The organism is Acinetobacter sp. BD54 (assembly GCF_044778325.1).
GTDB lineage: Bacteria > Pseudomonadota > Gammaproteobacteria > Pseudomonadales > Moraxellaceae > Acinetobacter > Acinetobacter baumannii.
Genome location: NZ_JANJEP010000006.1, coordinates 169978 through 196109, shown reverse-complemented (window position 1 = coordinate 196109; position 26132 = coordinate 169978). Strand labels below are relative to the sequence as shown.

General features: G+C 36.6%; 25 protein-coding genes. 4 read left to right on the top strand and 21 right to left on the bottom strand.

What is annotated here, in order from left to right; translation table 11 throughout:
• Window positions 1-8 precede the first annotated feature (8 nt).
• The gene (locus NQ782_RS11985; RefSeq protein ID WP_000842120.1) at window positions 9-1118 is read right to left on the bottom strand and encodes an S-(hydroxymethyl)glutathione dehydrogenase/class III alcohol dehydrogenase; all 1110 of its coding nucleotides are present in this window, start codon (window positions 1116-1118) and stop codon (window positions 9-11) included.
• 229 nt (window positions 1119-1347) lie between these two features.
• Window positions 1348-3219, bottom strand: coding sequence for a hypothetical protein (locus NQ782_RS11980; RefSeq protein WP_017725693.1), 1872 nt, complete (start codon window positions 3217-3219; stop codon window positions 1348-1350).
• A 182-nt stretch (window positions 3220-3401) separates the two neighbouring features.
• Between NQ782_RS11980 and NQ782_RS11975 the strand changes: the two genes are divergently transcribed.
• Window positions 3402-4565, top strand: a complete 1164-nt coding sequence (locus NQ782_RS11975; RefSeq protein WP_057093397.1) for a catalase family protein — start codon at window positions 3402-3404, stop codon at window positions 4563-4565.
• Between the two features lie 77 nt (window positions 4566-4642).
• Here NQ782_RS11975 and NQ782_RS11970 read toward each other — a convergent pair whose 3' ends face one another.
• Both NQ782_RS11970 and NQ782_RS11965 read right to left on the bottom strand, forming a co-directional pair.
• Window positions 4643-5008: a hypothetical protein gene (locus NQ782_RS11970; RefSeq protein ID WP_004747199.1), complete on the bottom strand. Its 366-nt coding sequence runs from the start codon at window positions 5006-5008 to the stop codon at window positions 4643-4645.
• Window positions 5009-5819: 811 nt separating this feature from the next.
• Window positions 5820-6287, bottom strand: a complete 468-nt coding sequence (locus NQ782_RS11965) for a hypothetical protein (RefSeq protein WP_057093728.1) — start codon at window positions 6285-6287, stop codon at window positions 5820-5822.
• 438 nt (window positions 6288-6725) lie between these two features.
• Between NQ782_RS11965 and NQ782_RS11960 the strand changes: the two genes are divergently transcribed.
• On the top strand, window positions 6726-8285 hold the full coding sequence (locus NQ782_RS11960; RefSeq protein ID WP_057093827.1) for a phospholipase D family protein: 1560 nt from the start codon (window positions 6726-6728) through the stop codon (window positions 8283-8285).
• 8 nt (window positions 8286-8293) lie between these two features.
• Here the strand turns inward: NQ782_RS11960 and NQ782_RS11955 are convergent, their stop codons facing one another.
• The 10 genes from NQ782_RS11955 to ppk1 form a co-directional block, all read right to left on the bottom strand.
• Window positions 8294-8881, bottom strand: a complete 588-nt coding sequence (locus NQ782_RS11955; RefSeq protein WP_000582747.1) for a uracil-DNA glycosylase family protein — start codon at window positions 8879-8881, stop codon at window positions 8294-8296.
• A gap of 167 nt (window positions 8882-9048) precedes the next feature.
• Window positions 9049-9285 (bottom strand): hypothetical protein, encoded by a 237-nt coding sequence (locus NQ782_RS11950; protein ID WP_000044010.1) that lies wholly within the window; start codon window positions 9283-9285, stop codon window positions 9049-9051.
• A 253-nt stretch (window positions 9286-9538) separates the two neighbouring features.
• Window positions 9539-9715 carry a hypothetical protein gene (locus tag NQ782_RS11945; protein WP_000920231.1) on the bottom strand — a complete coding sequence of 59 codons (177 nt, stop codon included), beginning with the start codon at window positions 9713-9715 and terminating at the stop codon, window positions 9539-9541.
• 582 nt (window positions 9716-10297) lie between these two features.
• Entirely contained in the window at window positions 10298-11350 is a 1053-nt protein-coding gene (locus NQ782_RS11940; protein ID WP_057092966.1) for a dipeptidase, read from the bottom strand.
• Between the two features lie 16 nt (window positions 11351-11366).
• A complete protein-coding gene (gene pqqE / locus NQ782_RS11935; protein ID WP_057092965.1) occupies window positions 11367-12521 on the bottom strand; it encodes a pyrroloquinoline quinone biosynthesis protein PqqE in 1155 nt (384 codons plus the stop codon).
• Window positions 12518-12802 (bottom strand): pyrroloquinoline quinone biosynthesis peptide chaperone PqqD, encoded by a 285-nt coding sequence (pqqD, locus tag NQ782_RS11930; protein ID WP_001031363.1) that lies wholly within the window; start codon window positions 12800-12802, stop codon window positions 12518-12520. The genes pqqE and pqqD overlap by 4 nt, the downstream gene beginning before the upstream one ends.
• Window positions 12799-13557 (bottom strand): pyrroloquinoline-quinone synthase PqqC, encoded by a 759-nt coding sequence (pqqC, locus tag NQ782_RS11925; protein WP_000195110.1) that lies wholly within the window; start codon window positions 13555-13557, stop codon window positions 12799-12801. The genes pqqD and pqqC overlap by 4 nt, the downstream gene beginning before the upstream one ends.
• Before the next feature lie 8 nt (window positions 13558-13565).
• Complete coding sequence (pqqB, locus tag NQ782_RS11920; RefSeq protein ID WP_017725688.1) at window positions 13566-14477, bottom strand: pyrroloquinoline quinone biosynthesis protein PqqB; 912 nt, start codon at window positions 14475-14477, stop codon at window positions 13566-13568.
• 75 nt (window positions 14478-14552) lie between these two features.
• Window positions 14553-14627 (bottom strand): pyrroloquinoline quinone precursor peptide PqqA, encoded by a 75-nt coding sequence (gene pqqA / locus NQ782_RS11915; RefSeq protein ID WP_001982218.1) that lies wholly within the window; start codon window positions 14625-14627, stop codon window positions 14553-14555.
• 223 nt (window positions 14628-14850) lie between these two features.
• On the bottom strand, window positions 14851-16926 hold the full coding sequence (gene ppk1 / locus NQ782_RS11910; protein WP_057092962.1) for a polyphosphate kinase 1: 2076 nt from the start codon (window positions 16924-16926) through the stop codon (window positions 14851-14853).
• A 305-nt stretch (window positions 16927-17231) separates the two neighbouring features.
• Between ppk1 and NQ782_RS11905 the strand changes: the two genes are divergently transcribed.
• Window positions 17232-19013: a bifunctional UDP-sugar hydrolase/5'-nucleotidase gene (locus NQ782_RS11905; protein ID WP_057093735.1), complete on the top strand. Its 1782-nt coding sequence runs from the start codon at window positions 17232-17234 to the stop codon at window positions 19011-19013.
• A gap of 67 nt (window positions 19014-19080) precedes the next feature.
• Here the strand turns inward: NQ782_RS11905 and NQ782_RS11900 are convergent, their stop codons facing one another.
• The 7 genes from NQ782_RS11900 to NQ782_RS11870 all read right to left on the bottom strand — a co-directional run bounded on the left by NQ782_RS11900 (window position 19081) and on the right by NQ782_RS11870 (window position 24493).
• A complete protein-coding gene (locus NQ782_RS11900) occupies window positions 19081-19482 on the bottom strand; it encodes a transcriptional repressor (RefSeq protein WP_000207886.1) in 402 nt (133 codons plus the stop codon).
• A gap of 525 nt (window positions 19483-20007) precedes the next feature.
• Entirely contained in the window at window positions 20008-20649 is a 642-nt protein-coding gene (locus NQ782_RS11895; RefSeq protein ID WP_000026859.1) for an isochorismatase family protein, read from the bottom strand.
• A 72-nt stretch (window positions 20650-20721) separates the two neighbouring features.
• The gene (locus NQ782_RS11890) at window positions 20722-21492 is read right to left on the bottom strand and encodes an SDR family oxidoreductase (RefSeq protein ID WP_001257949.1); all 771 of its coding nucleotides are present in this window, start codon (window positions 21490-21492) and stop codon (window positions 20722-20724) included.
• Window positions 21493-21851: 359 nt separating this feature from the next.
• Window positions 21852-22472, bottom strand: coding sequence for a molybdenum ABC transporter ATP-binding protein (gene modC / locus NQ782_RS11885; RefSeq protein WP_057093030.1), 621 nt, complete (start codon window positions 22470-22472; stop codon window positions 21852-21854).
• Window positions 22473-22476: 4 nt separating this feature from the next.
• Window positions 22477-23169, bottom strand: a complete 693-nt coding sequence (modB, locus tag NQ782_RS11880) for a molybdate ABC transporter permease subunit (protein WP_057093028.1) — start codon at window positions 23167-23169, stop codon at window positions 22477-22479.
• Window positions 23166-23951, bottom strand: a complete 786-nt coding sequence (gene modA / locus NQ782_RS11875) for a molybdate ABC transporter substrate-binding protein (RefSeq protein WP_057093026.1) — start codon at window positions 23949-23951, stop codon at window positions 23166-23168. The genes modB and modA overlap by 4 nt, the downstream gene beginning before the upstream one ends.
• Window positions 23952-24142: 191 nt before the next feature.
• On the bottom strand, window positions 24143-24493 hold the full coding sequence (locus NQ782_RS11870) for a winged helix-turn-helix domain-containing protein (RefSeq protein WP_000663108.1): 351 nt from the start codon (window positions 24491-24493) through the stop codon (window positions 24143-24145).
• Window positions 24494-24715: 222 nt separating this feature from the next.
• Between NQ782_RS11870 and antA the strand changes: the two genes are divergently transcribed.
• Window positions 24716-26131 (top strand): anthranilate 1,2-dioxygenase large subunit, encoded by a 1416-nt coding sequence (gene antA / locus NQ782_RS11865; RefSeq protein ID WP_057093024.1) that lies wholly within the window; start codon window positions 24716-24718, stop codon window positions 26129-26131.
• Window position 26132: the final 1 nt, after the last annotated feature.

The window sequence follows — 26132 nt, the reverse complement described above, 5'->3', positions numbered from 1 at the left end:
TATTTCATTTAGAAATGAATGACAGTACGAATTGATTTACCTTCGTGCATTAAATCAAAAGCGGTATTAATATCTTGTAGAGGCATGGTATGAGTTACAAAAGGTTCAAGTTGAATTTCACCTTTCATAGCATCTTCGACCATTTTAGGAAGTTGTGAGCGGCCTTTTACCCCACCAAAAGCAGTACCCAACCATTTACGGCCTGTCACTAACTGGAATGGACGAGTCGAAATTTCTTGACCTGCACCAGCAACACCAATAATAACGGATTGTCCCCAACCACGATGTGCACATTCTAGAGCTGAGCGCATAACATTGACGTTGCCAATACATTCAAATGAATGATCTACACCCCATCCTGTCATTTCTACGATCACTTGCTGAATAGGTTGATCATAATCTTTTGGATTTAAGAAATCTGTAGCACCAAACTGCTTAGCAAGTTCAAATTTAGCTGGATTGGTATCTACGACAATAATGCGCCCTGCTTTCGCTTGACGCGCACCTTGTACAACAGCTAAACCAATACCGCCTAAACCAAATACGGCAACCGAATCACCTTCTTGTACTTTTGCTGTGTTATGCACGGCGCCAATACCAGTAGTCACCCCACATCCCAGTAAACATACTTGTTCGTGATTCGCTTCAGGATTGATTTTAGCTAAAGAGACTTCCGCAACTACTGTATATTCACTAAAGGTTGAACAACCCATGTAATGATAAATCGGTTCGCCGTTATATGAAAAACGTGTAGTTCCATCCGGCATTACACCTTTACCTTGCGTCGCACGTACCGCAACACACAAGTTAGTTTTTCCGGATTTACAGAATAAGCATTCTTTACATTCAGCTGTATAAAGTGGAATCACGTGGTCGCCAGGTTGAACACTTGTTACGCCCTCGCCTACTTCAACTACAACACCTGCACCTTCATGACCTAAAATCGCTGGGAAAACACCTTCTGGGTCATCGCCAGATAATGTAAAAGCATCGGTATGGCATACCCCTGTATGGGTAATTTTTATTAAAACCTCACCAGCCTTGGGTGGTGCAACATCAACTTCAACAATTTCTAAAGGTTTTCCTGGGGCAAAGGCGACAGCTGCACGAGATTTCATCTTTGGGTTTCCTTTAAATCATTCGGTATTTATAGTCGAGCAAAATAGATTATATATTGATAATACAAGAGCTTAATTTTGCTTAAATTAAAATTGGCTTTCATGACAATCTATCACAGCATAGCCAGTCAAATACATCTAAGCAAGCCTGTACTAAAAAAAGAAGAAAACCTCCTAGATGAAGAGGTTTTCTATCAGATTACTTCTCTTATAAACAGCTTATGTTTACTTAGAGGTAAATATCTGGTGGATACGGTGTGTTATCACTAATTGGTGAGTAAAGCGTATTTTCAACAAAGAAACCATTTGGGGCTTGGGTCGTATCAATTGTAATTGAATCAAACATGACTTGCGGATAGGCCCAGATAAACTGCTTCATTAGGCCAAGAGATACGTTATTTTTCATATCGCCAAAAATCCTCTGCCAAATTGGAGTCCGATAAGGTTTGTTTTTGTCGAATCCATAGATATAAGCAATAGATGCATCTGGTACAAATCCAGATAAATAAGCAACTTTATTTGCCGGATAACCTAAATCTTGAGTTGGTATCTGAGAAACAGCTTGATGAGCTAAATCTAATTTAGCTTCTAAAAGCCAGTCATAGGCTTCAGTCATCATGTAATCAAAATTTGGATAGGAGTAGTGCTGGCTTGGATAGTTGATATAGGTTGCTAGGGTTTGTATTGGAGAACGAATGGATGGGAAAAATATTAAAGGACACACTTTAGCATTTGCATATTTAGCTTTAATGGCTGCTCGAATATTTTGACAGGTCTGTCCTAACTTATTTCTTAACCAAGTTTTAAACTCATCATACGGCGTACCTGTTTTATTCATAGCCTCATAGATGGTGCCTAGGTCTGGCGCATATAGTCCTGTATCGGCATTAAAGGCTAATTTTGTTGGATAGTCATACACACAAGGTAGATTCGTGTCCGTGTTATACCACCACCAAGGTTCACCAATTTGCATGTTAACATTACAGCCGCCAGCAACCATTGTATCTGCGAACTCAATAAAAACTTTGTGCAAATAAGCCAAAGCATTTTGATCACTTAAGCTAAAAAAATAACTCGGTGGTTGGTAGCCTGTTTTGCCTAAATTGCTATTCCAGTCACGCTGTGCCCAAAACTCATTTGCTCCAAGTGAATACATCTCAAAACTTACCCCAAAAATGGGTTGCATATTTGCATTATGTAGAGCTTGGGCATATTTTTCATGCCATTTTCGGGTACATGCGTTGACGACGGCCTCACCTGTTACCAACGTATCTGGTATTTGCCATTTATTAATATCGCTTTTCCATGTCATTTCAGGATAATGCGACATTCCACAATAGTGGTTTACCAATCCCTGATATCCCAAAGCGACCATATTGTTGACTAGGCGCTGCGGGTTCAAGTCATAATGGTCATCATAGCTGGTACAGATCCCATAATTGTGCTGGGGTACAACAACACGACTCAGATTTAACTTTGCATTTGTTCCAGTCACGACTGAATTGGTAATACGAATATAACCATCTTCTGGCTGGCTTAACGGCGTAGCTGACTGGCCGTTATAGTGGCTAGTAAAGCCTGAAAATGAGATACGTTGAATATTGGTTACCGGAAAGCTATCTGTAGCAGAAAAACCAGCTTTAACTGTATCCCAGTTAATATGAATATGCGCCGTTCGCGACGAAGGATTATTTGCATAATTAAATAAGACGATATATGCAATTTTATCTACGCCATTGTCATGATAGTACACCGTTAAAGTTGGCGTTAAACTTGGATTATTAAGTACGGGCATAGAAGCCGATAATTCAATATCAAAATCCCAAACTACCCCTGCATAACTATATTTGGTTTCATATGCTAAAAGTTTATGATCTTTCGTATCATAAGAATCCCAGCTAATCCCTACCAAGTCATTTGTCATACGTGATCTAAAAGATGCTTCAAATCCATTTCCATAATTTGTAATGGCAAAAGACATGGTTTGTGGGCCGTCTATTCTCCAGTAAATAGGACTAAACCGATCAATAAGTGTATTTTGGGTAATTGGATGAGGTGATGTATTAGTATTATTTTGCACATTTTGTCGATTAGTTATCATGACGTCATTCTCTTAATGTATTAAGAAGTTTTATATTAAATAAGTATTCTTATTTTACTGTTCAGATAAGTAACAATGACGTTTAAATTATTTACAGTGAATAATTTTAAAAAGCTCAAAATAATCTTAAACAAAAAACTTAATATTATTCTAAAATATTTTTTCTACCGAGGAGACTATAAATGTCAAAATTAATACAGCCTATCAGTTTTAAGGCTTTGTTTATATTTACTCCTCTTCTGTTTGTATCAATAGGTTGTAGTGAAACGCTATATTCCCAAACAATCCCATCAGTAAAGTCTTCTTCAGAAAATATCGACTATCCAGAGATCGATACAGCATTAGGAGAAAAGTTACAACCGAATGAGGAAGTAATAGCTCATCAAATAACTCAAGTTATTGAGAAGTCGATTCGTGAACAGTATACGGCGGGAAATGCTTTGCGTGATGCACACCCTAAAGCACATGGATGTGTTCGTGCTGAATTTCATGTACTTAAAAATATACCAGCTCAACTTGCAAAAGGTATTTTTATTCCAGATAAAAACTATGAAGCATGGATTCGTTTTTCGAATGCTTCTAATGATGCTTCTAGAGCAGATATTGAAAAAGACGCACGTGGAATGGCAATAAAAATCTTAGGTGTATCAGGTCAGAAAATTTTAGAAAATGAAAAAGAGGCTACAACTCAAGACTTTATTATGATTAATAACCCCGTCTTTTTTGTAAATGACGGGCAAAGATACCTTTCTTTTATGAACGATCTAAATAGCCATAATATGATTAGAAAGCTTCATATGCCGTTTGCTTTAGGTTTTAAAGGTACCATGAATGCTTTAGGCGCGCGTAATTCTAAAATTGCAAATCCATTATATACACGGTATTGGTCTATGGTGCCCTATCAATTAGGATTAGGTGTTGACCGTCAAGCGGTTAAATACTCCGTAAGAAATTGCTCTACAGTGTCTGCAACTCTACCTGATCACCCTAGCCATAATTTTTTACGAAATGCCTTAAAAGATACATTGCAAAAGCAAGACGTGTGTATGGAATTTCTTATACAGCCAAGAACTTCGACTAAAATGTTGGTTGAAGATACAATGTCCGAGTGGAAAGAAAATGAAGCACCTTTTTACCAAGTTGCGACCATTCATATTCCAAAGCAAAGCTTTGATACACCTGAACAGAATCAATTTTGTGAAAATCTCTCTTTTACACCGTGGCATGCTTTACCTGAGCATAAACCGCTTGGCGCAATAAATAGAATGCGTAAAATTATTTATGAAAATATAAGCAGAGTTAGACACGATATCAACTCAGCTCCCCGACAAGAACCCAAAAACTAATTTAAGTATAAAAGAACTGCCAATAACCAAAGCAGTTCTTTATAGTTCAGTATTTGATGAGGATGGCCCTAGATTTTCTAATGTCTATACATCAATTTCTCAGCAATAGAGCTTAGGTTGGCTAAATTCTTTTTTATTGGATAATCTCCTTTACTTGTATCTATGGTGATCCGATCAATGAAGTCTGCTAACCATAAAATAAAATCTTCTTCATTTTTATAGCTAGGAATCAGACTGCTATCAAATTTGAGCAATACTTCATCTTGAAGGTTAAGTAGCGAACCACTGAAATCTAAAAAATTATATAAAAATTTTAATTCCGTTCCTGTAATGGCTTTTTTTATTTCTATAATTAAATTATTTAAGTTTTCTAGATAATTGTTTGAAGAATCTTGTTTAATATTTTTAGAAATTTTTTCTGCTAATAGTAAGTATTTTGGCATTTCTATCTCCTTATCAATTTTTTTATAAAATATGAGTATAAAATTAAAGTTATAAATTTAAGTTTTCAGTTTTTATTGAAGTGTTATTTATTTTTTAAAATTAATAGAGTTTTATGTAAGTTGCAACTTTTTATTATTTTAAAGTGTGAACTACTTTGAATTATATTCTGAGTAAATTAATAGGTTTTATATGATTACTGAATTAAACTATGCTCTTCTTTAAAATAAATAAGCTCAATACTTTTAATTATTGAGCTTATCTTTAATTGGTTTAGTATGACTGAAGTATTTCGCTTTAACCTTAAGTCATTTTATGGGAACTCTTCATTTTATGAATTTTCCCGCACTTTCTGCATTCTCTGACTTCCTCATGTGAAATATCAAAATCATATTCCCAGATGTGCATGCAGAAAAATTGTCTAATATTATGGAGCATAGACACCTCCTTAAAAAACCAACAATTATGGAAGTTTTTTAGAAATTCAGAATACATCTAGACTCAATTGTCTAAAAGGGAAATTTTTCACCATATCTTTTTTGAAAGGTATGTGAAAAAGCTTAAGTTGAAGCAAAAAGAAAATATTTCAAAATATCTTATCTCCTTACTCAATGAAGATAAGTAAAAGTTAGCACTAATCTATGTATCTGTTTTTATAGGGAACAAGTGAGTTCTGTTTACAATGAAAACTTATGTGAAGAGAACAAGATAAAAAAGAGATTAAGCCACAAAAAACCGCCCCAAAAGGCGGTTGCTGAATTTTAACAGCTATGAATAGAAGTACGGTAGAAACCTTCTATATTTCTTATCACATTATTTATCTTCGTTTATAATTTTCATAAAAGCTTCAGATTTAAAATAGTTAATGATCAGTTCACCTTCATCATCTGGATATGTAGATTTTGCTGGTGTCTTAGCGTTATCAAATTCGCAATTAAACTTAAAATCGGGCGGAATAAATTTTGAGATAGGTGGAAGATGGGTTTCCCCGCCTGTCGTCATTCGTTCTATAAATCCAGCTAACCATAAAATATATTCATCTTTATTTTTATGACTAGGCATGAGGCTAATATCAATTTTTACGGCACATTCATCTAGTGGCTTTGTTAAAAATTCATCAAAGTCAATAAAATTATATTTAAGCTTAAACTTTGTACCTTTGATTTCCTTTCGAATCACACCTATTAAGTTATTTAAATGCTCGGTCGGAGTATCAGAGAAAAGATCATCTTCTTTAATTTTTTTATACACCTTTTCAGCAATCATTAAATATTGTGGCATTTCCTATCTCCTTCCTTCCTCTTTCTAGCTGGTTGCTTACTCATTACTCAGCTTTTTAAGGAAGTATGATAGAAATCATGTGTTGTAATGTAGTTGTTGGTAACTTAATTGTAAGTAATGTAAAGTTATGAAATCTGAGTATCTAATAAAACGCATCTTATAACGACAAAGAGAACTACGTCACTGTTTTACTTATAAAAACGTAAATGATCGAAATAATTGTTTGCAATAAAATACAGCTCACATAATTACGTTAATTAATCATATATAACTATAGAAAATTTAAAAAATAATTTATAAACTTCTGTTTTTATTATATTTTAAATTTTAACCTTCTTAGATTATAACAAAATCATACAGTTATTGTGAATTTTGACATATAAATTGAATATAAGAATGCTCTTATAGCTCTAACTTGGATGCAAATTAAATGCTTACATGATCAATCAGCTATATGAGCAGTATAGTACTATGGCCTTAAGCGCTTGGGGCTTTACTGATTTACCTTCTTATACAGATAAATATGATCCTAATGAGAAAGATATAGTGATAAAGACAAATAATTGGTTGAATGATGAGGCAGCAGAGGAAAAAACTCAGCAAGGTCTCACTGCCTTTGTAGCTCTTGATGACGCATTTATGAGTATTGCATCACGAATTTATTTAATTAGAAATGCCAAGGAAACGATTGATCTACAATACTACATTTGGACCAATGATTTTGTGGGGAACCTTATTTTACATGAGCTGCTCAAGGCAGCGGATCGTGGCATCAAAGTTCGCTTATTAATTGATGATCAAAACGGTATAAAGCTTGATGGCATATTAAGAAGCCTTTTACAGCATACCAACTTTGAAATTAGATTATTTAATCCTTATAAATTTCGTTACTTACGTATCTTCGATTATCTCTTCCGATTTAAAAAAGTAAATCATCGGATGCACAATAAGCTCATTATTGCAGATGCATCGATTGCAGTAACAGGCGGTAGAAATATTAGTAGTGAATATTTTGAAGCAAGTAGTAAGTTTCAATTTACAGATATGGATATCTTATTTTACGGGCATGCAGTGCGACATGCCCAAGCTGTATTTACTGATTTTTGGGAAAGTACTTTAAGCGTAAATGCAACTGATATTATCGGAACTTGTGCTGAGCATCATTTAAAAGCTTTAAGAGAGCACTATGAACAACTCCACCACGAAGACCATAGCCTCACTGAAGATAAGCTTTACGATGCGCAGAGTTATTTAAAAGAGCTTTTAGAGCATAACCCTATTCAATGGTCTAAGGCCCATTTTGTTGCTGACTCTCCGAAGAAAATACTGGGCACTGCAACTCAACATGAAATGCTTTATGGCCAAGTCATGTCTATTATGGGTAAACCTAAGCAACATTTAGAATTAGCTTCAGCTTATTTTGTACCTACCCAACAAGGCACTTATTACTTAAAGCAACTACGAGTTGAAGGTATAAAAGTCCGCGCTTTAACAAATTCTTTTGCTGCAAACGATGTTGCGATCGTACATGCCTTTTATAGCCAATACCGTGTAGAAATGCTTAAGAATGGTATTGAACTGTATGAGTTTAAACCTGTTCTGGAACGACGACGTAGAACGTGGTACGAAATCGTAACAGGCAGCGTTATACCAGCAAAAGGAAAAAATAAGTCGAGCTTGCATGCCAAGTTTTTTGATGTAGATGGCAAAGTCTTTATCGGATCATTTAACTTTGACCCCCGCTCTACCTATTTAAACACCGAAGTAGGTTTGGTGATTGAGTCCAGTCAATTACAAACTCAGATTTCTGTCATGTTAGATCAACATTTACCTCAAGTAGCATATCAACTTAAGCTAAATAGCCAAGGCCAAATTACTTGGCTAGATTACCAAGCCAACGGACAAGTCATTGAATATGATAAAGACCCGGGAACCAGCCGTTTTCAGAGAACAATGATTAAAGCTGTCTCTTATTTGCCAATTGAGTGGATGATGTAATTTTCTTATTACAAGAAACCGATTTCCTTAAAAAATTTCTGATAGGCTTCTGCTTTTTTCTCGAGAGCTAATGGATATGCTCTAGAAGATGACGGTAATCGATATAAATTAATATCGCGGTCTGCAAAATAAGTTGATGTAGATGTCCCAATTAAAGGTTTTTCCGTGTTCTCAGGTAAAACTGAGATTAAGGTATCTGTGGCTTTATCGCCTGTAGTCATAATAGTGTGACATTGAGGAATCTGTTTCAATAAAACTGCTAAGTCTGTCGGAGTGACAATTTCAAGAAATTTGTCGGAAGCATTGCCCCTTAGGCGTTTAATTTGATACGCCGTATCAAAAATAGCAACGCCTGTCTCAATCAGGAAACTGCGGATAGCTTCTTCATTAAAACTTTTTTGGTTCTCACTTAAAAAATAAGTTTTATCTTGAAAAAAGATTAAACCAAAAATTCTCCACATATCGTTTTGAAAGTTCGGATAGTAAAAGTCCATCTTCCATTTATTACGTGGTGGTGGAAAACTTCCTAACATTAATAAACGGGCATTTTCTGGCAAAAACGGTTGCAGTGGATGGGTTTCTATCTCAATTATCATAAAAAATCAGTATTTACTTCAAAATTTATAAATAACTTAACGTATTTTAAGGTTAATCACGAGTCAAGAAGTGCAAATTATCTTAATTAAATGTATTGAGGCGAAACGTTTTGTTGTTTCGCCTCAATCATTTCTAATTTTATATTCATGCTAAAAACCAAAAATATTTAAGAATTTAAAACTTTAAAAACTTTCCCTGTTCTGGGATGAGCAAAGGTGTTATCTTGATCTAAATTGATAACTTTATCTGAAATCACAATCTTGGAAAGCGGTAACCAGTTTTGTTCGATTTCAGCCGAAGCTAAATTTTTCTCCAATGTATTTTCAAAAATTTGTTCTACTACAATTTCCATCCCACACATACTTTTCGCATTAACTTCTTTTAAAATATGGCGCTTTGACATTCTAATCTCCATTTTTTTATTCTTAACATAAAAAATAGTAAAGGGTGTTTTGCTACAATGTGTAAAATTTAACATTTGAAGTGTTTTTTTTGTTTTAAACATATTTATTTAATAATTAAATGAATAGTGGAATATCTTTAAAAATAAGTTTTATTATTAAATTAACTTATTAAAGCTATCTTTATTTTAAGTAAAATTAATTTTATAAAAAATAATATTTAAAGGGCTCACGTATGAACCCTTGCATTTAACTTTAAACCTGGACAGCACTATCGAGTGAATTGTCATCTTTACTCTTATTATTATCCTTACTAATCAATGAGTCAGTATCACTATCAGTAGAGAAGCTCTTACTGTTCTTTTGCTTTTTCTTGTACATACACATGCCAATCGCAATACCTGTTCCTAATACTAAAATTGACTTTAACATTTTGCACCTCTTTAATTGACGGAGAAACTTCTGAGAAATCAACTTAAATTAATAGCATATTCTTTGTTATTTAAGGGCTTTCATTTGAGCCGCTTTTGTAAGGTATTTAATTTTTATGTTAATTAAAAAGTATAATATTTTGAGAAAATAAATTTTGATACAAAGCAAAAAGCCTATTCTCAAAACAGAATAGGCTTTCTACTGTATTTCAGGATTAAGCAGTATTATTAATTGCTTTAAGCAATCTTATTTATCTTTAAATACTCTTCCAATGTATTTAATGTCGATCTTTTAGTCAAGATAGGAAAGCGATGATTTGCAACAAAATGAACTTTTTTGTGACACGATTAACATTTAATTGTTTAAGGCAATAAAAAACGCCCATTTCTACTTCTCAAAAAGAAATGAGCGCAAGTGAAAACCACTAAAGACCTGAAATACCAAATGTCTTTACATTTAGTACTATTGATTCTAATTAATTTACCAAATAGTTGACAATTAAACCAATTGTATTTTTTTTAGTCATTTCGGCCAATAAAAAATGTTAAGTAATTCGCTATTTTTAATATGTTTGTCTGTAAATTATTTATCTAGGATGCGATTGAGCACGGTTAACCAATTCGAAAAACAAATTTTTTCTATAATCTCATTTGAGTAATGCCGCTTTTGCATTGCTTCAATCAGTAGGTGTAGTCCCCTTACATCTTCAATTTCATGACTAATCAGTGCTCCATCAAAGTCAGAACCAAAACCGACATGATTTTCTCCCATTTGATCTATTAAATATTCAAGATGTTCTAAAAGTACCTCAATGGATGTGTTTGCATCACGCTGCCCGTCTTTACGCAAAAATGCGACATCAAAATTTAACCCGACTATGCCTTTAGAGTCCTTAATTGCTTTAAGTTGGTTATCTGTTAAGTTTCTGGCTTGTGGACATAAAGCATGCACATTTGAGTGAGTTGCGACAATTGGTTGCTGAAGAATGTTAGCTGTATCCCAAAAAGCTCGTTCATTCATATGGGAAACATCAATCACCATTTTTTTATCAGCACAGCGCTTTATAAAAGCTTTACCTTCGTTTGTAAGACCTGCTCCGGTATCAGGTGAATGCGGAAACTTGGCATTTAAACCATGACCAAAACGACTTGGTCTATTCCAAAGTGGACCGATGCTACGAAGCCCAGCATCATAAAATACATCGAGTAAATCTGGATTATGTTGTAATGCTTCAGCACCTTCCATATGCAATACAATGGCTAACTTTTGCTGTGTTAGGCAGTGCTGGATGTCCTGAACAGTTGTGCAAATTTGAATGTCGTTAGAATACTCGGCAAGTTGTTTTGCTAAATCGAGCTGTGCCAAACAAATGTGTTCAATTTGCTGTTGCGTGAAGTTAGATGCATCTTGGTCAAAGAGTTTGTTGGGATGATGCTGTTTAACATAATGAAAAGGCGGCAAGAAAATAGCAAACATACCACCAACAAAACCGGCTCGTTGGCAACGTTTTAAATCGAGATGTCCTGCTAAACCTTCTTGAATAAAAGCTTGAGCAGGATTGTTATGATCACTTAACCACAATCGGGTTAGTACATCATTATGGCCATCAAAAACAGGAAATGTGCCATGGTTCATATCGGTTTTCTCATAGCTAATCATCTACAATATTTTGAACCGGAATGTTTTGTTGAACCGTGAATTGCTTTGAATTTCGGCTATTACGGAATACTAATTTTTCCAGAGAGGAATCAATTTCGCTCTCGGCACGTGCCTGTTCAATGAGTTGATGATACGGCGATTTACCACAAACAGGATCTGCGTTACTTGCGTCGCCTGTTAACATATAAGCTTGACAACGACAGCCACCAAAGTCGCGGTCTTTATCTGGACAACTACGGCATCCTTCTGGTATCCATGCATCACCACGGAAGTGGTTAAAACCGGTAGACTCATACCAGATTTTTGATAGGCTTTGTTCACGAACATTTGGGAAAGAAATCGGTAATTGTCTTGCTGCGTGACAAGGCAGTGCCATACCATCTGGAGCAACTGTAAAGAAAATTTTACCCCAGCCATTCATACAGGCTTTTGGTCTTTCTTCGTAATAATCAGGCACTACAAAAATAAGTTTGCAAGGATGATTTTGCGCTTTTAACTTTTCCCGATATTCATTGGTAATACGTTCAGCACGTATGAGTTGTTCTTGTGTCGGTAATAAACCCTGACGGTTTAAAAACGCCCAACCATAAAACTGACAAATTGCTAGTTCGACTGTATCTGCATTAAGTTCTAGACAAAGCTCAATAATTTTATCGATCTGGTCAATGTTATGCCGATGAATTACAAAATTGAGGACCATCGGATAATCATATTTCTTAACAAGTCGGCACATTTCATACTTTTGTTCAAAAGCATGTTTCGACCCTGCTAAAGCATCATTAACGACCGGATCACTCGCTTGAAAGCTGATTTGGATATGGTCTAGGCCAGCTTGCTTTAAATGCGAAATACGCTGTTCGGTAAGTCCCATGCCTGAGGTAATCAGGTTGGTGTAGAAGCCTAGTTGGTGTGCATGCGCCACAAGTTGTTCCAGATCTTGACGCACCAAAGGTTCACCACCGGAAAAACCGAGTTGTACTGCCCCCATTTGACGCGCTTGATCAAAAACATCAAACCACTCTTGCGTGGTCAGTTCATTTTTATGCTGTGCGTAGTCTAAAGGGTTTGAGCAATATGGACATTGTAGCGGGCAACGATAAGTTAACTCCGCTAATAACCATAAAGGTAGGCCAACACCTTCTGTCATACTAAATCAATCCAGTGTTGTTGCTGGGCAACTAACATGTAATCAATAACATCGTTGTCAATTTCGGGTATATCACCAAATTGTTGCTTGAGCTGGGCAATAATTGCAGAAACATTATTTGTCCCATCAATATACTGTCCAATCGCCCCTGCACTTTCATTTAATTTGATCATGCCTTCAGGGTATAAAATGACAAAGCCATTTTGAGCAGGCTCAAATTGAAAGCGATAACCTTGGCGCCAGGTAGGCACAAGATTTACATCAAATTGTTCTTTATTCATTTAAATAGTCCTTTGTGCCATACCCGTTCTTGAGTCACGCTATGATACGGTGCTTCATTGTGTACATATGCCAGTGTTAAAGCATCCAAAATGCTCCATAAAATATCCAGTTTAAACTGTAATATTTCCAGCATTCTTTGTTGTTGTTCATGAGTAGTAAATGAATCAAGCGTGATTGTTAAACCATGTTCAACATCACGGCGTGCTTGACTTAAACGAGAGCGGAAATATTCATAGCCCTTGTCATCAATCCAAGGGTAATGCTGTGGCCATGATTCAAGTCGAGACTGATGAATCTGAGGTGCAAATAGTTCAGTTAAAGAACTGCTTGCTGCCTCACGCCATGACGCACGGCGTGCAAAATTTACATAGGCATCTACAGCAAATCGTACACCCGGCAAAACCAATTCTTCGGAAATCACTTGCTCACGACTCAAGCCTACAGCTTCGGCTAACCGTAACCATGCTTCTCGTCCACCGCCATCAGGATATTCACCATCTTGGTCAATCATGCGTTGAATCCATTCCTGTCGCACACGTTGATCAGGACAATTTGCCATGATCGCAGCATCTTTGAGCGGAATATTGATTTGATAGTAGTAGCGGTTTGCAACCCAAGCCTGAATTTGTTGTTGAGTGGCTTTTCCTTCATACATCATCACATGAAATGGGTGATAGATATGATAATACTGACCTTTATCAATAATGGCCTGTTTAAATTGTTCGGTCGTTAAAGCTTCAGGTGTTTGAGTCATGTTTCACCTTAGAGTTCAATTTGCATGCCATCAAAGGCAACTTCTACATCATTTGCTTTTAGTTCAGCAAATTGAGCAGAGTCTTCATTTAAAATCGGATTGGTATTATTAATATGAATTAGCACTTTCTTTGGTGTACTGAGTTGGTTTAAGTAAGATAACGAACCGCCTTCACCACTAATGTATAAATGCCCCATTTCAAGGCCAGTTTTTTTCCCTACACCGGTTTGCTGCATTTCATCATCTGTCCATAGTGTGCCATCAATCATGACGCAGTCAGAATCTTGCATAATCTGCATGATTTGATCGTCAATCTTTCCAAGCCCTGGCGCATAAAACAACTGTTTTTGTGTTTTGTGATCTTTGATGATTAAGGCAATATTGTCGCCCTCATGCGGGTCATGGCGATGTGGCGAGTATGGCGGCGCCGCGCTTTGAATAATTAAAGGCAAAAATTCTAAATTTTCGAAACCATCAATTTTAAAAGCTTGTTTAGGATCAATTTGGTGATATTGAAGACCACCATTCCAGTGTTTCAGCATATTGAATACCGGAAAACCCGTGGTGAGATCTTGATAGACCATTTCAGTACACCACACATTCATTGGACAGCCTTCACGTAAAGTTAAAAGTCCAGTGGTATGGTCAAGTTGGCTATCCATTAAAATAACATTGGTAATACCAGTATCACGTAATTTTCGCGCTGGTTGAGCCGCTTTAAAATCAAATAATTGTTGACGGATATCTGGTGATGCGTTTAATAAAATCCAGTCTACGCCGTTTTCTGAAATTGCAATTGAAGATTGAGTACGCACTTTGGCATTAATCGTACCTGTACGAACACCATGGCAATTAGGACAATTACAGTTCCACTGAGGGAAACCGCCTCCAGCTGCTGAACCTAAAATATAAATATGCATAAAATTAATATCTTATTAGAAAGACATAAGCCCTAGAACAAGACTAGGGCTTATGACAGATTTGAATAGAAATGATTAACGTGCTTCAAAGTACATTGTTACTTCAAAACCAATACGTAAATCAGTGAAAGCTGGTTTTGTCCATTGCATAAATTTTACTCCAGTCAGTATTAATCTTGTGAAATGAATCACTTGATTAAATCATATAAGGCAATTAAAAATTTATTCTAATTAAAAATGCCACGTTTGTAGATAAGCTCGAAACAAGATATTGTTCGATAATTGTGTTTTTTGTCCAAATTTTAATAAATCCTGATCTTTCAAAAGCATTTGAAAAGTCATAACAGGTCAATGTTCTGTTATGACTTATGCCTTACCCAGCTAAGTTCATCAAGTGTTGCTGTGCAATATAAAGTTCTTCTTCCGGCTTAGGATGACATTGCACCCATGTTCCATCAGTTTGTAATTCCCATGCTTGACGATTGTCTTTCAAATAGTTGTTTAAGCCATCTTCAATGACTTGTTTCTTTAATTTTTTATTTTCAATTGGGAAGCAGGTTTCAATACGAGAGAACAAATTACGTTCCATCCAGTCTGCACTTGCACAATAAACTTTTGTATCGCCATCATTATAAAAATAGTAAACCCGCGTATGCTCCAAATAACGACCAACGATTGAACGTACTCGAATATTCTCTGAAAGGCCTGCAACTTGTGGTCTCAGGCAGCAAATTGAACGAATAATTAAATCAATTTTTACACCAGCTTGTGATGCTTTATAAAGCGCGCTAATGAGCTGTGGTTCAGTAAGCGCATTCACTTTAATGATGATGTGTGCTTTTTTACCAGCAAGGCTATTTTTAATTTCTTGTTCAATAAGTTCTAACAGCTGAGAATGTAAGGTAAATGGCGCATGAAAAAGTTTTTTAAGTTTTGCCATTTTGCCCATACCGGTCAGTTCTTGGAAAATTTTATGGACGTCTTCACAAATTTCCGCATCATTGGTCAGCAAACCAAAATCGGTATAGATTTTGGCATTCACTGCATGATAGTTGCCTGTACCTAAATGCACATATCTTTTGATTTTGTCTTGTTCACGGCGGACCACTAAAATCATTTTAGCGTGAGTTTTATAGCCAACAATGCCATACACCACAACTGCGCCAGCTTCTTGTAAAACGTTTGCGACTTCAATATTTGATTCTTCATCAAAACGTGCCCGCAACTCAATAACCGCGGTTACTTCTTTACCATTACGCGCAGCTTCTGCAAGTAGCTGTACGATTTCCGAGTTGGCACCACTACGGTATAAGGTTTGTTTAATTGCTAAAACATTTGGATCTTGTGCAGCTTCCCGAAGGAACTTGATAACAGGTGCAAAAGAATCAAATGGATGATGCAGTAGAACATCTCCTGCTTTTAACACATCAAAAATCGGTTTTTTAGTGTATAAAAGCTGAGGCAAAACTTGTTGATATGGTTTATAGCGTAACTCTGGTAAATCAAAGTTTGAGATAAAACGGGCTAAATTAACGGGGCCATCGACGTAGTAAAGATGTTCTGCATCTAAATCGAATTGCTCTAATAAATAGTTAGCAATTTCTCCAGGACATTTTTTTGCTACTTCCAAACGAACTGCTTGGCCAAAACGGCGTGAAGATAATTCACCTTTTAAAGCAGCAGCCAAATCCTCTACATCTTCAGAAACGGTTAAATCGGCATTTCGAGTTACACGAAATTGATGACAGCCCGTCGCTTTCATGCCCGGAAATAAATCCGAAATGTGCTGATGGATAATGGCCGAGAGCAGAATGTAATGCTCTGCACCGCCAGAAATATGTTCTGGAATTTTAACAAGTCTTGGTAACGAACGCGGTGCCGGCACAATAGCTAAATCAATTTGACGTCCAAAAGCGTCTTTACCTTCTAAAGTTACAATGAAGTTTAGACTTTTATTGACCAGCCTTGGAAATGGATGTGCTGGGTCTAGACTGATTGGCGTAACTACAGGTTGTACTTCTTTAAAAAAGTATTCTTTAATCCATTCTTTATGCTTTTCTAATATATCGCCGTGCTGAATAAAATGAACGCCATAGCCTTGGAGTTGCGGTAACAAAGTATAGTTTAAGATTTTATATTGCTCTTCAACCGCCTCATGAGCATTTTTTGAAATTTGCTTTAATACTTCTACTAACGGTAAACCCTCTGGTCCGGTTGCCCGACTCATCAAGCTAATTTTCTGGATTAAACTTGCCACACGAATTTCAAAAAACTCATCCAGATTACGCGAAAAAATAATTAAAAAATTCAAACGTTCCAGTAATGGGTGTTCTATATCTTTGGCTTGAGCAAGCACCCGTTTATGAAACTCTAATAAAGATAGTTCTCTATTAATATACGTTTCTAAATTGTGCTGGTTTGAGCTAGCTAAAGTGGGCAATGATGTCATTCTTGACTCTTATACTGGGTAAAAAAGTTAAAATGAATAAAAAAGATTAATTTATTAATGTATAACCGATTTTATTCACCGGACATTTTGTAACTGCTTTATTGCAAATTCATGAATTTTTTATGAAAACCTTAAAATTAATATTTATTTTTGCCTTATTTACTTCCTTCTAGTCATCCATATCTACCATCATCTTAACATTAATTTTTTAAAGATCATTCTATTTCGATTCAGTTTCAATTTTCATCAAATATTCATACTCTATGCGTATTTTTTATGCATCTTAATTCATCAATTGATAAAAAATGACGACTTTAAACATACTATTTAAGACAACATCTTTATGTCTGGCAATGGCCTTATTGGTAGGCTGTAATGATAATGATGACAATGATTCAAGCACACCAGCACCGCGAAGTAACCAAACTGTAAATATTTTAGCTTTCAATGACTTTCACGGAAATTTAGAACCACCTAAACGTTACGTTGAAGCAGCGAATCCAAATGATGCATCTCAAACTGTACGTATTCCTGTCGGTGGTGTGAGTTACTTTGCAGATGCAATTAAGAAACTTAAAGCTCAAAATCCCAATAATGCTGTTGTGTCAGCAGGTGACTTAATTAGTGCTTCCCCACTCACTTCTTCGTTATTTCTAGATGAGCCTACTATTGAAGTCATGAATGATATTCAAATTGACTTTAATGCGGTTGGAAATCATGAGTTTGACCGTGGTACAGATGAATTGCGTCGTTTACAAAATGGCGGTTGTCAACAATATACCAGCACTGCCCCATGCCAAATTAATAAAAACTTTAGCGGCGCAAAATTCAATTTCCTTGCAGCTAACGTGGCAATGAAAAATGATACAAGTAAAACGATTTTTCCTGCCTATAAAGTCAAAACTTATGGCGGGATTCCTGTAGCTTTTATTGGTTTAACACTCAAAGCGACTCCAAGTATTGTTTCAGCGGCGGGTATTAAGGATGTTGAATTCCGTGATGAAGCGGATACGGTAAATGCGTTAATTCCTGAACTCCAAAAACAAGGTATTGAAGCCATTGTCGTCGTTGTCCATGAAGGTGCAGCGCCAAGTACGAAACTCAATCAAAAAACATGTGATGGCTTAAGTGGGCCAATTTTAGGTATTTTAGATCGGTTAAATCCAGCAGTTGATATTGTTGTTTCGGGGCATACACATCAGTCTTATATTTGTGATTATGCAACCAAGAATCCGGCTAAACCGTTTTTACTAACCTCAGCTGGCCAATACGGCACGCTTATTACCGATATTAAGGTGGAGTTGGATGGTAAAACTGGCGATATCATTAAAAAAGATGCTAAACAAATTCCGGTTCAAAGTGAGGCCTATACTTCGGGTACAACCACTGTAAGTCTGACAGACCTCTATCAAAAATTTAGTAAGACACCAAGTATCGAAGCGATTTTAGATAAATACCGTCAAGCAGTAACCACAATTTCTGGACGTGTTGTTGGAACTTCTACTGCCGTTGTGAGCCGTACGCAAGTCGAAAGTGGTGAAAGCCCACTAGGTGATATGATTGCCGATGCGCAGCAAGCTGCCGCTCTTCAAGCAAGTAATCAAGGTTCGGATTTTACGTTAATGAACCCAGGTGGTGTACGTGCTGACCTACTAATTAACAGCAGTAACCAGATTACGTTTGGTGATATTTTTGCAGTTCAACCTTTCGGTAACTCGATTGTGACTTTGAGCTTAACCGGTAAACAGATTAGAGATGTGCTTGAACAGCAATGGTCTGGTGCAAATGCAAATTCGCCTAGAATTTTACAGCCGTCTAAAGAGTTGAGTTATCAATATGCGGCAAATACTTCTGTTTCACCGCGAGCAAATAACATCATGGTTGCTGGTTCACCATTAGTTGACACTAAAGTATACCGTGTGACGGTAAATAGTTTCTTGGCAGATGGTGGTGACAACTTTACGGTATTAAAAGAAGGCCAAAACCGTGTCGGTGGTGGTCAAGATATTGATGCGCTTGAAAGCTATGTTGCTAAGAACTCACCGTTAATTATTCCGGCTACGACTCGTATTAAAGTCATTAAATAACTCATTTAAGAATACATAAAGGACAGTATGAAGCTGTCCTTTATTTTTATAACAGTTTAAAAGATTTTTATTCGGTATAAAGATTAAGTTCAACACTACTAATGTCGACTCCGGTGTTTGCAAAAATAATATCCGTAACCTCATGAAGTAATTCTTTAACTTTCTCATTTTCAAAGTTCAAGGCTTCAGAGGTTTTGAGCGAAATGAGGTTACAGCTCATCTTGTCTTTTCTAAGCTTATAAATACTTTTACTTTTTCCTAAAAACACCCTTTTGATGATTTTACGGTTTTCAAACTCAGATAAAATTCGATAAATGGTACCTAAGGTAATTTTATGTTCATTTTTAATTTGCGCATAGATACTTACCGCGCTTAAGCCTTGTGGGTTCTGATTTAAAATCTCAAAAACTTGTACCCTCGATTTTTTTATCGGTAATCCATTTAATAATGATTTTGATATTGTCGTCATCTTACTGAACCTTAATGTCTAGAAATATAGGAATTTTTAAAATTATTTTGACTATATTTACCTGAAAATTATGGAAATGATTTGATCTATAAATTAGAACTTACTACCCTATAAATAAGCTCTGAGCTAATTATTAAGTTTTAAAATAACTCCCATATTATCCCTCTCTTTGCTTTCTACATGTAGGCACTTTGCCACTAGATGCATTCTTGAACTGAACCATATGGCGACCCTCTTCATTAAGTCATTTTCCGACCTTATTCTATATAATGATTAACATATGATAAATATTATCATTTGTGTTTAGCGGTGTATCATATACACATAAGTTTTAATATTCAATATTAAGTAATTATCAAATACATAATGATAACCATTATATTTTATTGATTAGATAATGATGAGTTGCATCCATCCTCTATTATAAGTATTCATTTCGGCCCATATAAAAAGCAGATCAATGACCTGCTCTTTATATTTTAAATACAGAAAATTAAATGATTTTTATTCTAGAGGTAGTGCATCTTATTCTTGTATCCATGCTTGGATTACTTGTTGTGTTGTCATGACTTGAGCACATCGTGTACTGGCATATTTTAATGCCATATCGTGCTCTTCTCTGCTAAAGTCAGCCAGCGCATCACCACATAAAAATGGCTGTATGTTTAGCATAAATGCTTCCGCAGCACTCATTAGACAACCAATATGTGCATATACACCACAGATAATGAGTTGATCGCGACCAGAGTCTCGCATGAGTTGTTCGAGCGGAGAAAATTTAAAAACACTATATCTCCACTTAGTAAGCACCGTATCATTTTTTTGAGGTGAAATTTTCGGAAAAATCTGTGTGATGCTTGGCTCATCCTTTAAACCAGGCCCCCAAAAGTCGGTTAATAACTGCCGATATTCAGGTGATTGGTTGCCAGGTTGTGCTGTATAGACAACGGGAATATTAGACTGGCGAGCAGCATCAATTAATGCTTTTGTGTTTTTAATTAGTTCTGGAATAGGTTCTTGGGTTAGATCATAGAAATCTAAAAAATATTGCTGCATATCATGAACCAATAAAACAGCACGACTGGTATGTAGTGGCCAATTTGTTTTGTTTGGAGTAAATTCATGGGCTTGGGGCATGCTGTAACTTGCAATCTTTGGAATACTCATTGGTATTTTCCTTTTCTATCTTTAAAAATATTTGTTCTTTAATTTCAGTGTATTGTTGTGCTGAAGTAAGCTTTAAACCCCAAGTGTAGCTCCTCCATCTACCACTATTTCTTGCATAGTAATTTGGGCCGCTCGGTCCGAAAGTAAAAAGCTCACGGTATTGGCAATATCATCTGGTTGCGCGAGTTTCCGTAAGGGAATACCTGTTCGGTACTGGCTTAAATCACCATCAATTACTGCAGGTGGAGGTGCATTATCTGTCCAGAGTTGTTGCTGCATTTGAGTGAGAGTAGATCCAGGTGAAACGATATTCAGCCTGACTTGATAAGGGGCGATTTCAAGCGCCAGATTGCGACAAAAATGACTCAGTGCAGCCTTAGTGGTGGCGTACATACCAAGTTGCATACGTGGCATACGCGCACTATTTGAACTAATAGTGACAATGCTACCCCGCCTTTTTGCACAAAAATGTTTAGCAACTTGTTGGCTGATCGCGATAGGCGCCATGACATTGACCGCAAAAAGTGTTTCCCAATCTTCCGTTTTTGCTTCAAGCATGGAGCGCATAATTAATACTCCTGCTGCATTTACTAACCCCGTAATTTCGTATTTTTCTAACAGCTCTGAAATTAAAGTTTGTGTTTCTTGTTGATGGGTAATGTCTTGTGAGATGCCTTGCCATTGTGAAGATTGATCTGACGTCATTGTTTTACTGATATCCCATTGTTCAGGATTTTTTTGACAGTCAATACCAATAACATGATAGCCCTGATCTAGTAGTTGCTTGGCGATAGCCGCTCCTATCCCTCTTGCAGCACCTGTGACCACGATGGTAGAGCGCATGTTAATACTCCAATTTATATTATAAAGAAATCTATAAATATAATTGCAAATAATTATCATTCTTATCAAGAGCAAATGGATATAAAAGTTCAAATTATGATCTTATACAAATGAGTTATAGCTTAAAATTACAAGCTAAAATATTGTTTTATAGGCAGTTTATAAAATTTAAAGGTCAAGAATATTTTGTTATTAATAATCATTTTCAATAAGACAGGTTTTGATTTATTCGACTAAAATCAGATTTATGGTTTATCAAAACTAGTAACTTTTTAGGGTTCAATCTCCCGCAGGCTCAGAATGAGTTCTCTATAACTCCGACTCTCGTAAGTTTAGAAATGCGTATAAAAAATGAAAAATTATAAAATCCACATTGTTTCGGTCAGTTGTTTAATCTCTTGAATATCATGACTTACATAAATCATCGGAATTTTAATTTCCTCTTTTACTTTCTGAAAAAAAGGAATAATTTCAGCTTTATGGTTCGCATCTAATGCTGATAATGGTTCATCAAGCAGTAACAGCTTAGGCGAATATAATAATGCTCGACCTAGTGCCACGCGCTGCTTTTCCCCACCTGAGAGTTTGATAGGCATACGTTGTAATAAATGCTCTAACTTTAATAATTCAATAATGTAATCTGCTTCAAAGTGACGTTCTTTTTGCGAAAGATGCTTAAAACCAAATAATAAATTTTGCTTGACTGTTTTATGCGGAAAAAGTTGAGCATCTTGAAAAACCAATCCAACATGCCGCTTTTGCGTGCTGACATTAATTTTTTGATCTGAATCAAACCATGTTTGGCCCTGTATTTTAATGATTCCACTACGCGGAGTGTTCAGCCCTGCAATGGCATGTAAAATGGACGTTTTACCTGAACCCGATGCACCGAATAAGCCAATAACAGAAGCATCTGACTGGAAACTAGCTTCAATATGAAATTGGCCCATTTGTAGCTGAAAACGGCATTCAATCAACATAATTTTACCGTCCTAAACGCTTCTTTTGATAACGATGAAACCACTGGGCAAACCATAATGCCAGAAAAGCTACAATTAACGATAAAATAATAAGCCTTTGAATAGCAGCTTCTGTATCGGGTTGTTGCATTAAGCTATACATGGCTAGAGGCAAAGTCCGTGTTTCATTTGAAATATTACCAACAAAAGTAATGGTGGCCCCAAACTCCCCTAAACTGCGGCAAAAACATAAAATAGCACCAATTAAAATGCCACTGCTGGCAAGAGGCAAAGTGACATGAAAAAATGCCCCTAAAGATGAAGCTCCTAATGTCTTTGCTGCCATTTCTAAACGCTGATCGACCAGTTCAATCGCTAATCGAATAGATTGCACCAATAGTGGAAAACCCATCACTGCCGAAGCAAGAACGGCGCCTTTCCAGTTAAATGCAAAATCAATTCCGAGTGGGGCCAAATATTGCCCAATAATGCCGCGGCTCCCAAAAACTTGTAAAAGCAAATAACCAGGAACTACTGGCGGTAGTACTAAAGGTAAAAACACCAATGTTTCAATGAATGACTTCCCCCAAAAGTCTTTACGTGCCAAAAACCATCCCACACAAATTGCAGGAATAATACTAACCACAAGACAACTCGCTGCCACCTTACAAGAAAGTTGCAGAACGCTGAGCTCTTCTGGGGTTAGAGAAAACATCATGGCTTGACTGGAGCCAACACGCTAAAGCCATATTTTTTAAAGACAGCTTTGGCTTGGTTGCTTTGTAAAAATTGATAGAACTTTGTTGAGCTCGGATTCCTTTTAATCAACCCTAAAGGATAAATAATTGGCGAATGTGTATTTTCTGGAAATACGCCTGCTACCTTCACGTCTTTGCTAATCGCTGCATCGGTTGCATAGACAATCCCAACCTGACATTCACCACGCGCAACAAAGTTTAATGCCGCTCGAACATCTTCTGTTTCAACTAACTTTGGCTCAATAGGGCTCCACCAACCTAAATTGGTAAAAGCTTGTTTAGCATATTTGCCTACAGGCACACTTTTGGTATCCCCTGTACAAATCTTTCCTGTAAACACTCTATTGGGATCGGTCGTTTTATCTAGTTTTATGTTTAATGATTGCCCTTTAGGGGTAATTAGCACCAAACGGTTACCTAATAAATTTATACGGTCATTTGCTGCAACTCGTTTTTTGTTTTGTAGATAATCCATCCACTGGGTATCTGCTGAAATAAAAATATCAGTTGGTGCTCCAGCATCAATTTGTTTAGCTAAGGTCGATGATCCTGCATACGAAGTTTTAACTTCTACTTTATTCTGTTTTTCGTAAATTTTTTCTAAATCGTTAATTGCATTCGTTAAGCTCGCTGCTGCATAAACGGTAACCGATTCAGCCTTGGCTGGAACATTAAAGACCAATCCTATGCTGAGGACTGAACAGGCGAAAGCCAATTTTTTTATCTTCGTATCACTTACCATTATGTTTACCTTTTTTGTGTTTTTTTTGCAGCGATATATACTCAAGAATATAGCGCTACATAAAGATTATGAAAAGCATAATTCGTTAACTATAGATGACTGGAATGCAGTAGTGCTTTTTCAGCATGCACGTGATATTAAGCAAAAGCTATACCAAATCAAAAGATTTCATCGTTATGCAATCTTTAATCTTAACCTTTTAAATAACTACTCATGATTTGGTAATCACGCTCTAAAGCTTGTCGGGCATTGATTTCCATTTGACGGTAATGCTGTAAGACTTTCTGGCCCAAAGCTGTGACAGCTGCCCCACCACCATGTGTTCCGCCTGTTTGCGTTTCAACTAAAACTGTTTCAAAGCATTGATTCATGGTGTCGACCAACTGCCATGCACGGCGGTAGCTCATATTCATAGATTTTGCAGCTTGTGAGATTGAACCTGTTCTCGCAATTGCTTCAAGTAAGTCCGCCTTACCCGGACCAAATGCAATGTCTTGCTCTAAAAGAATTCTGATTTGTAATTTTAAGTTTTGTTCTTTCATAGACTTAGTTCACAAAGTTTCATTTTTATGCTGCTTAACATTATAGGGAACTGTAATAGGTTAAAACACATACAAATTTAAATCTCTACTCTTTCATAAAAAGAGTTCATTTAAAAAATCAAATCTGCACAAAGTGGATAAAGATCTGGAAAAAACGGATAGAGAGCAATGCTTAATCGCGGTTCAATCAGTTAAAAGCTGATTGATTGGAGGATTGAGTAAATGACCTCATCTAATTTAAAACAATGGAATGATTTTATAGATGGATGTATCGACTTCCGTCCTAACGATGGCGTGTTTCGTATTGCACGCGACATGTTTACCGAGCCAGAACTATTTGACTTGGAAATGGAATTTATTTTTGAAAAGGTTTGGATTTATGCATGTCACGAAAGTGAAATTCCAAACAATCATGATTTCCTAACCGTTCAAATTGGCCGCCAACCGATTATTGTAAGCCGTGATGGTAAAGGCGAACTACATGCCATGGTGAATGCTTGTGAACACCGCGGTGCGACCTTAACACGTGTTGCTAAAGGCAATCAATCTACATTTACCTGTCCGTTCCACGCATGGTGCTATAAGTCAGATGGCCGTTTGGTTAAAGTCAAAGCGCCTAGCGAATATTGTGAAGATTTTGATAAATCAAGCCGTGGTCTAAAACAAGGCCGTATTGCCAGCTATCGTGGATTTGTATTTGTAAGCCTTGATACTCAAGCAACAGATTCCCTAGAAGACTTTTTAGGCGATGCAAAACTGTTCCTTGATTTAATGGTTAACCAGTCGCCAACAGGTGAACTCGAAGTATTACAAGGTAAGTCATCTTATACCTTTGCAGGTAACTGGAAGCTACAAAATGAAAATGGCTTAGATGGCTATCATGTAAGTACCGTTCACTATAACTATGTCTCTACAGTTCAACACCGTCAGCAAGTGAATGCATCAAAAGGTGAAGAGCTCGATACGCTTGACTATAGCAAGTTAGGTGCTGGTGACTCAGAAACTGACGATGGCTGGTTTAGTTTTAAAAATGGTCATAGTGTATTGTTTAGTGACATGCCGAACCCAACAGTTCGTCCGGGTTATAGCACGGTTATGCCATATATGGTCGAAAAATATGGCGACAAATATGCTGAATGGGCAATGCACCGTTTAAGAAACTTAAACTTGTACCCTAGCCTATTTTTTATGGACCAAATTAGTTCTCAGCTTCGTATTGTTCGCCCTGTGGCATGGAATAAAACCGAAGTCATTAGTCAGTGTATTGGTGTTAAAGGTGAATCTGCTGAAGCGCGCCGTAACCGTATTCGCCAGTTTGAAGATTTTTTTAACGTATCAGGCCTTGGTACACCAGATGATTTAGTTGAATTCCGTGAACAGCAAAAAGGTTTCCAAGCACGTCTTGAACGTTGGAGTGATATTTCGCGCGGTTGTCAGTCTTGGGAATACGGTGCAACCAAAAATTCACAAGATTTAGGCATTCAACCCGTCATTACTGGCCGTGAGTTTACCCATGAAGGACTCTATGTAAACCAGCATGGACATTGGCAACGTCTGATGCTCGACGGCTTAAACAAGAAAGCATTGAAAATGCAGGATATTACTTTTGAAAACAATGCCGTAATGGATGAGGTGTAAC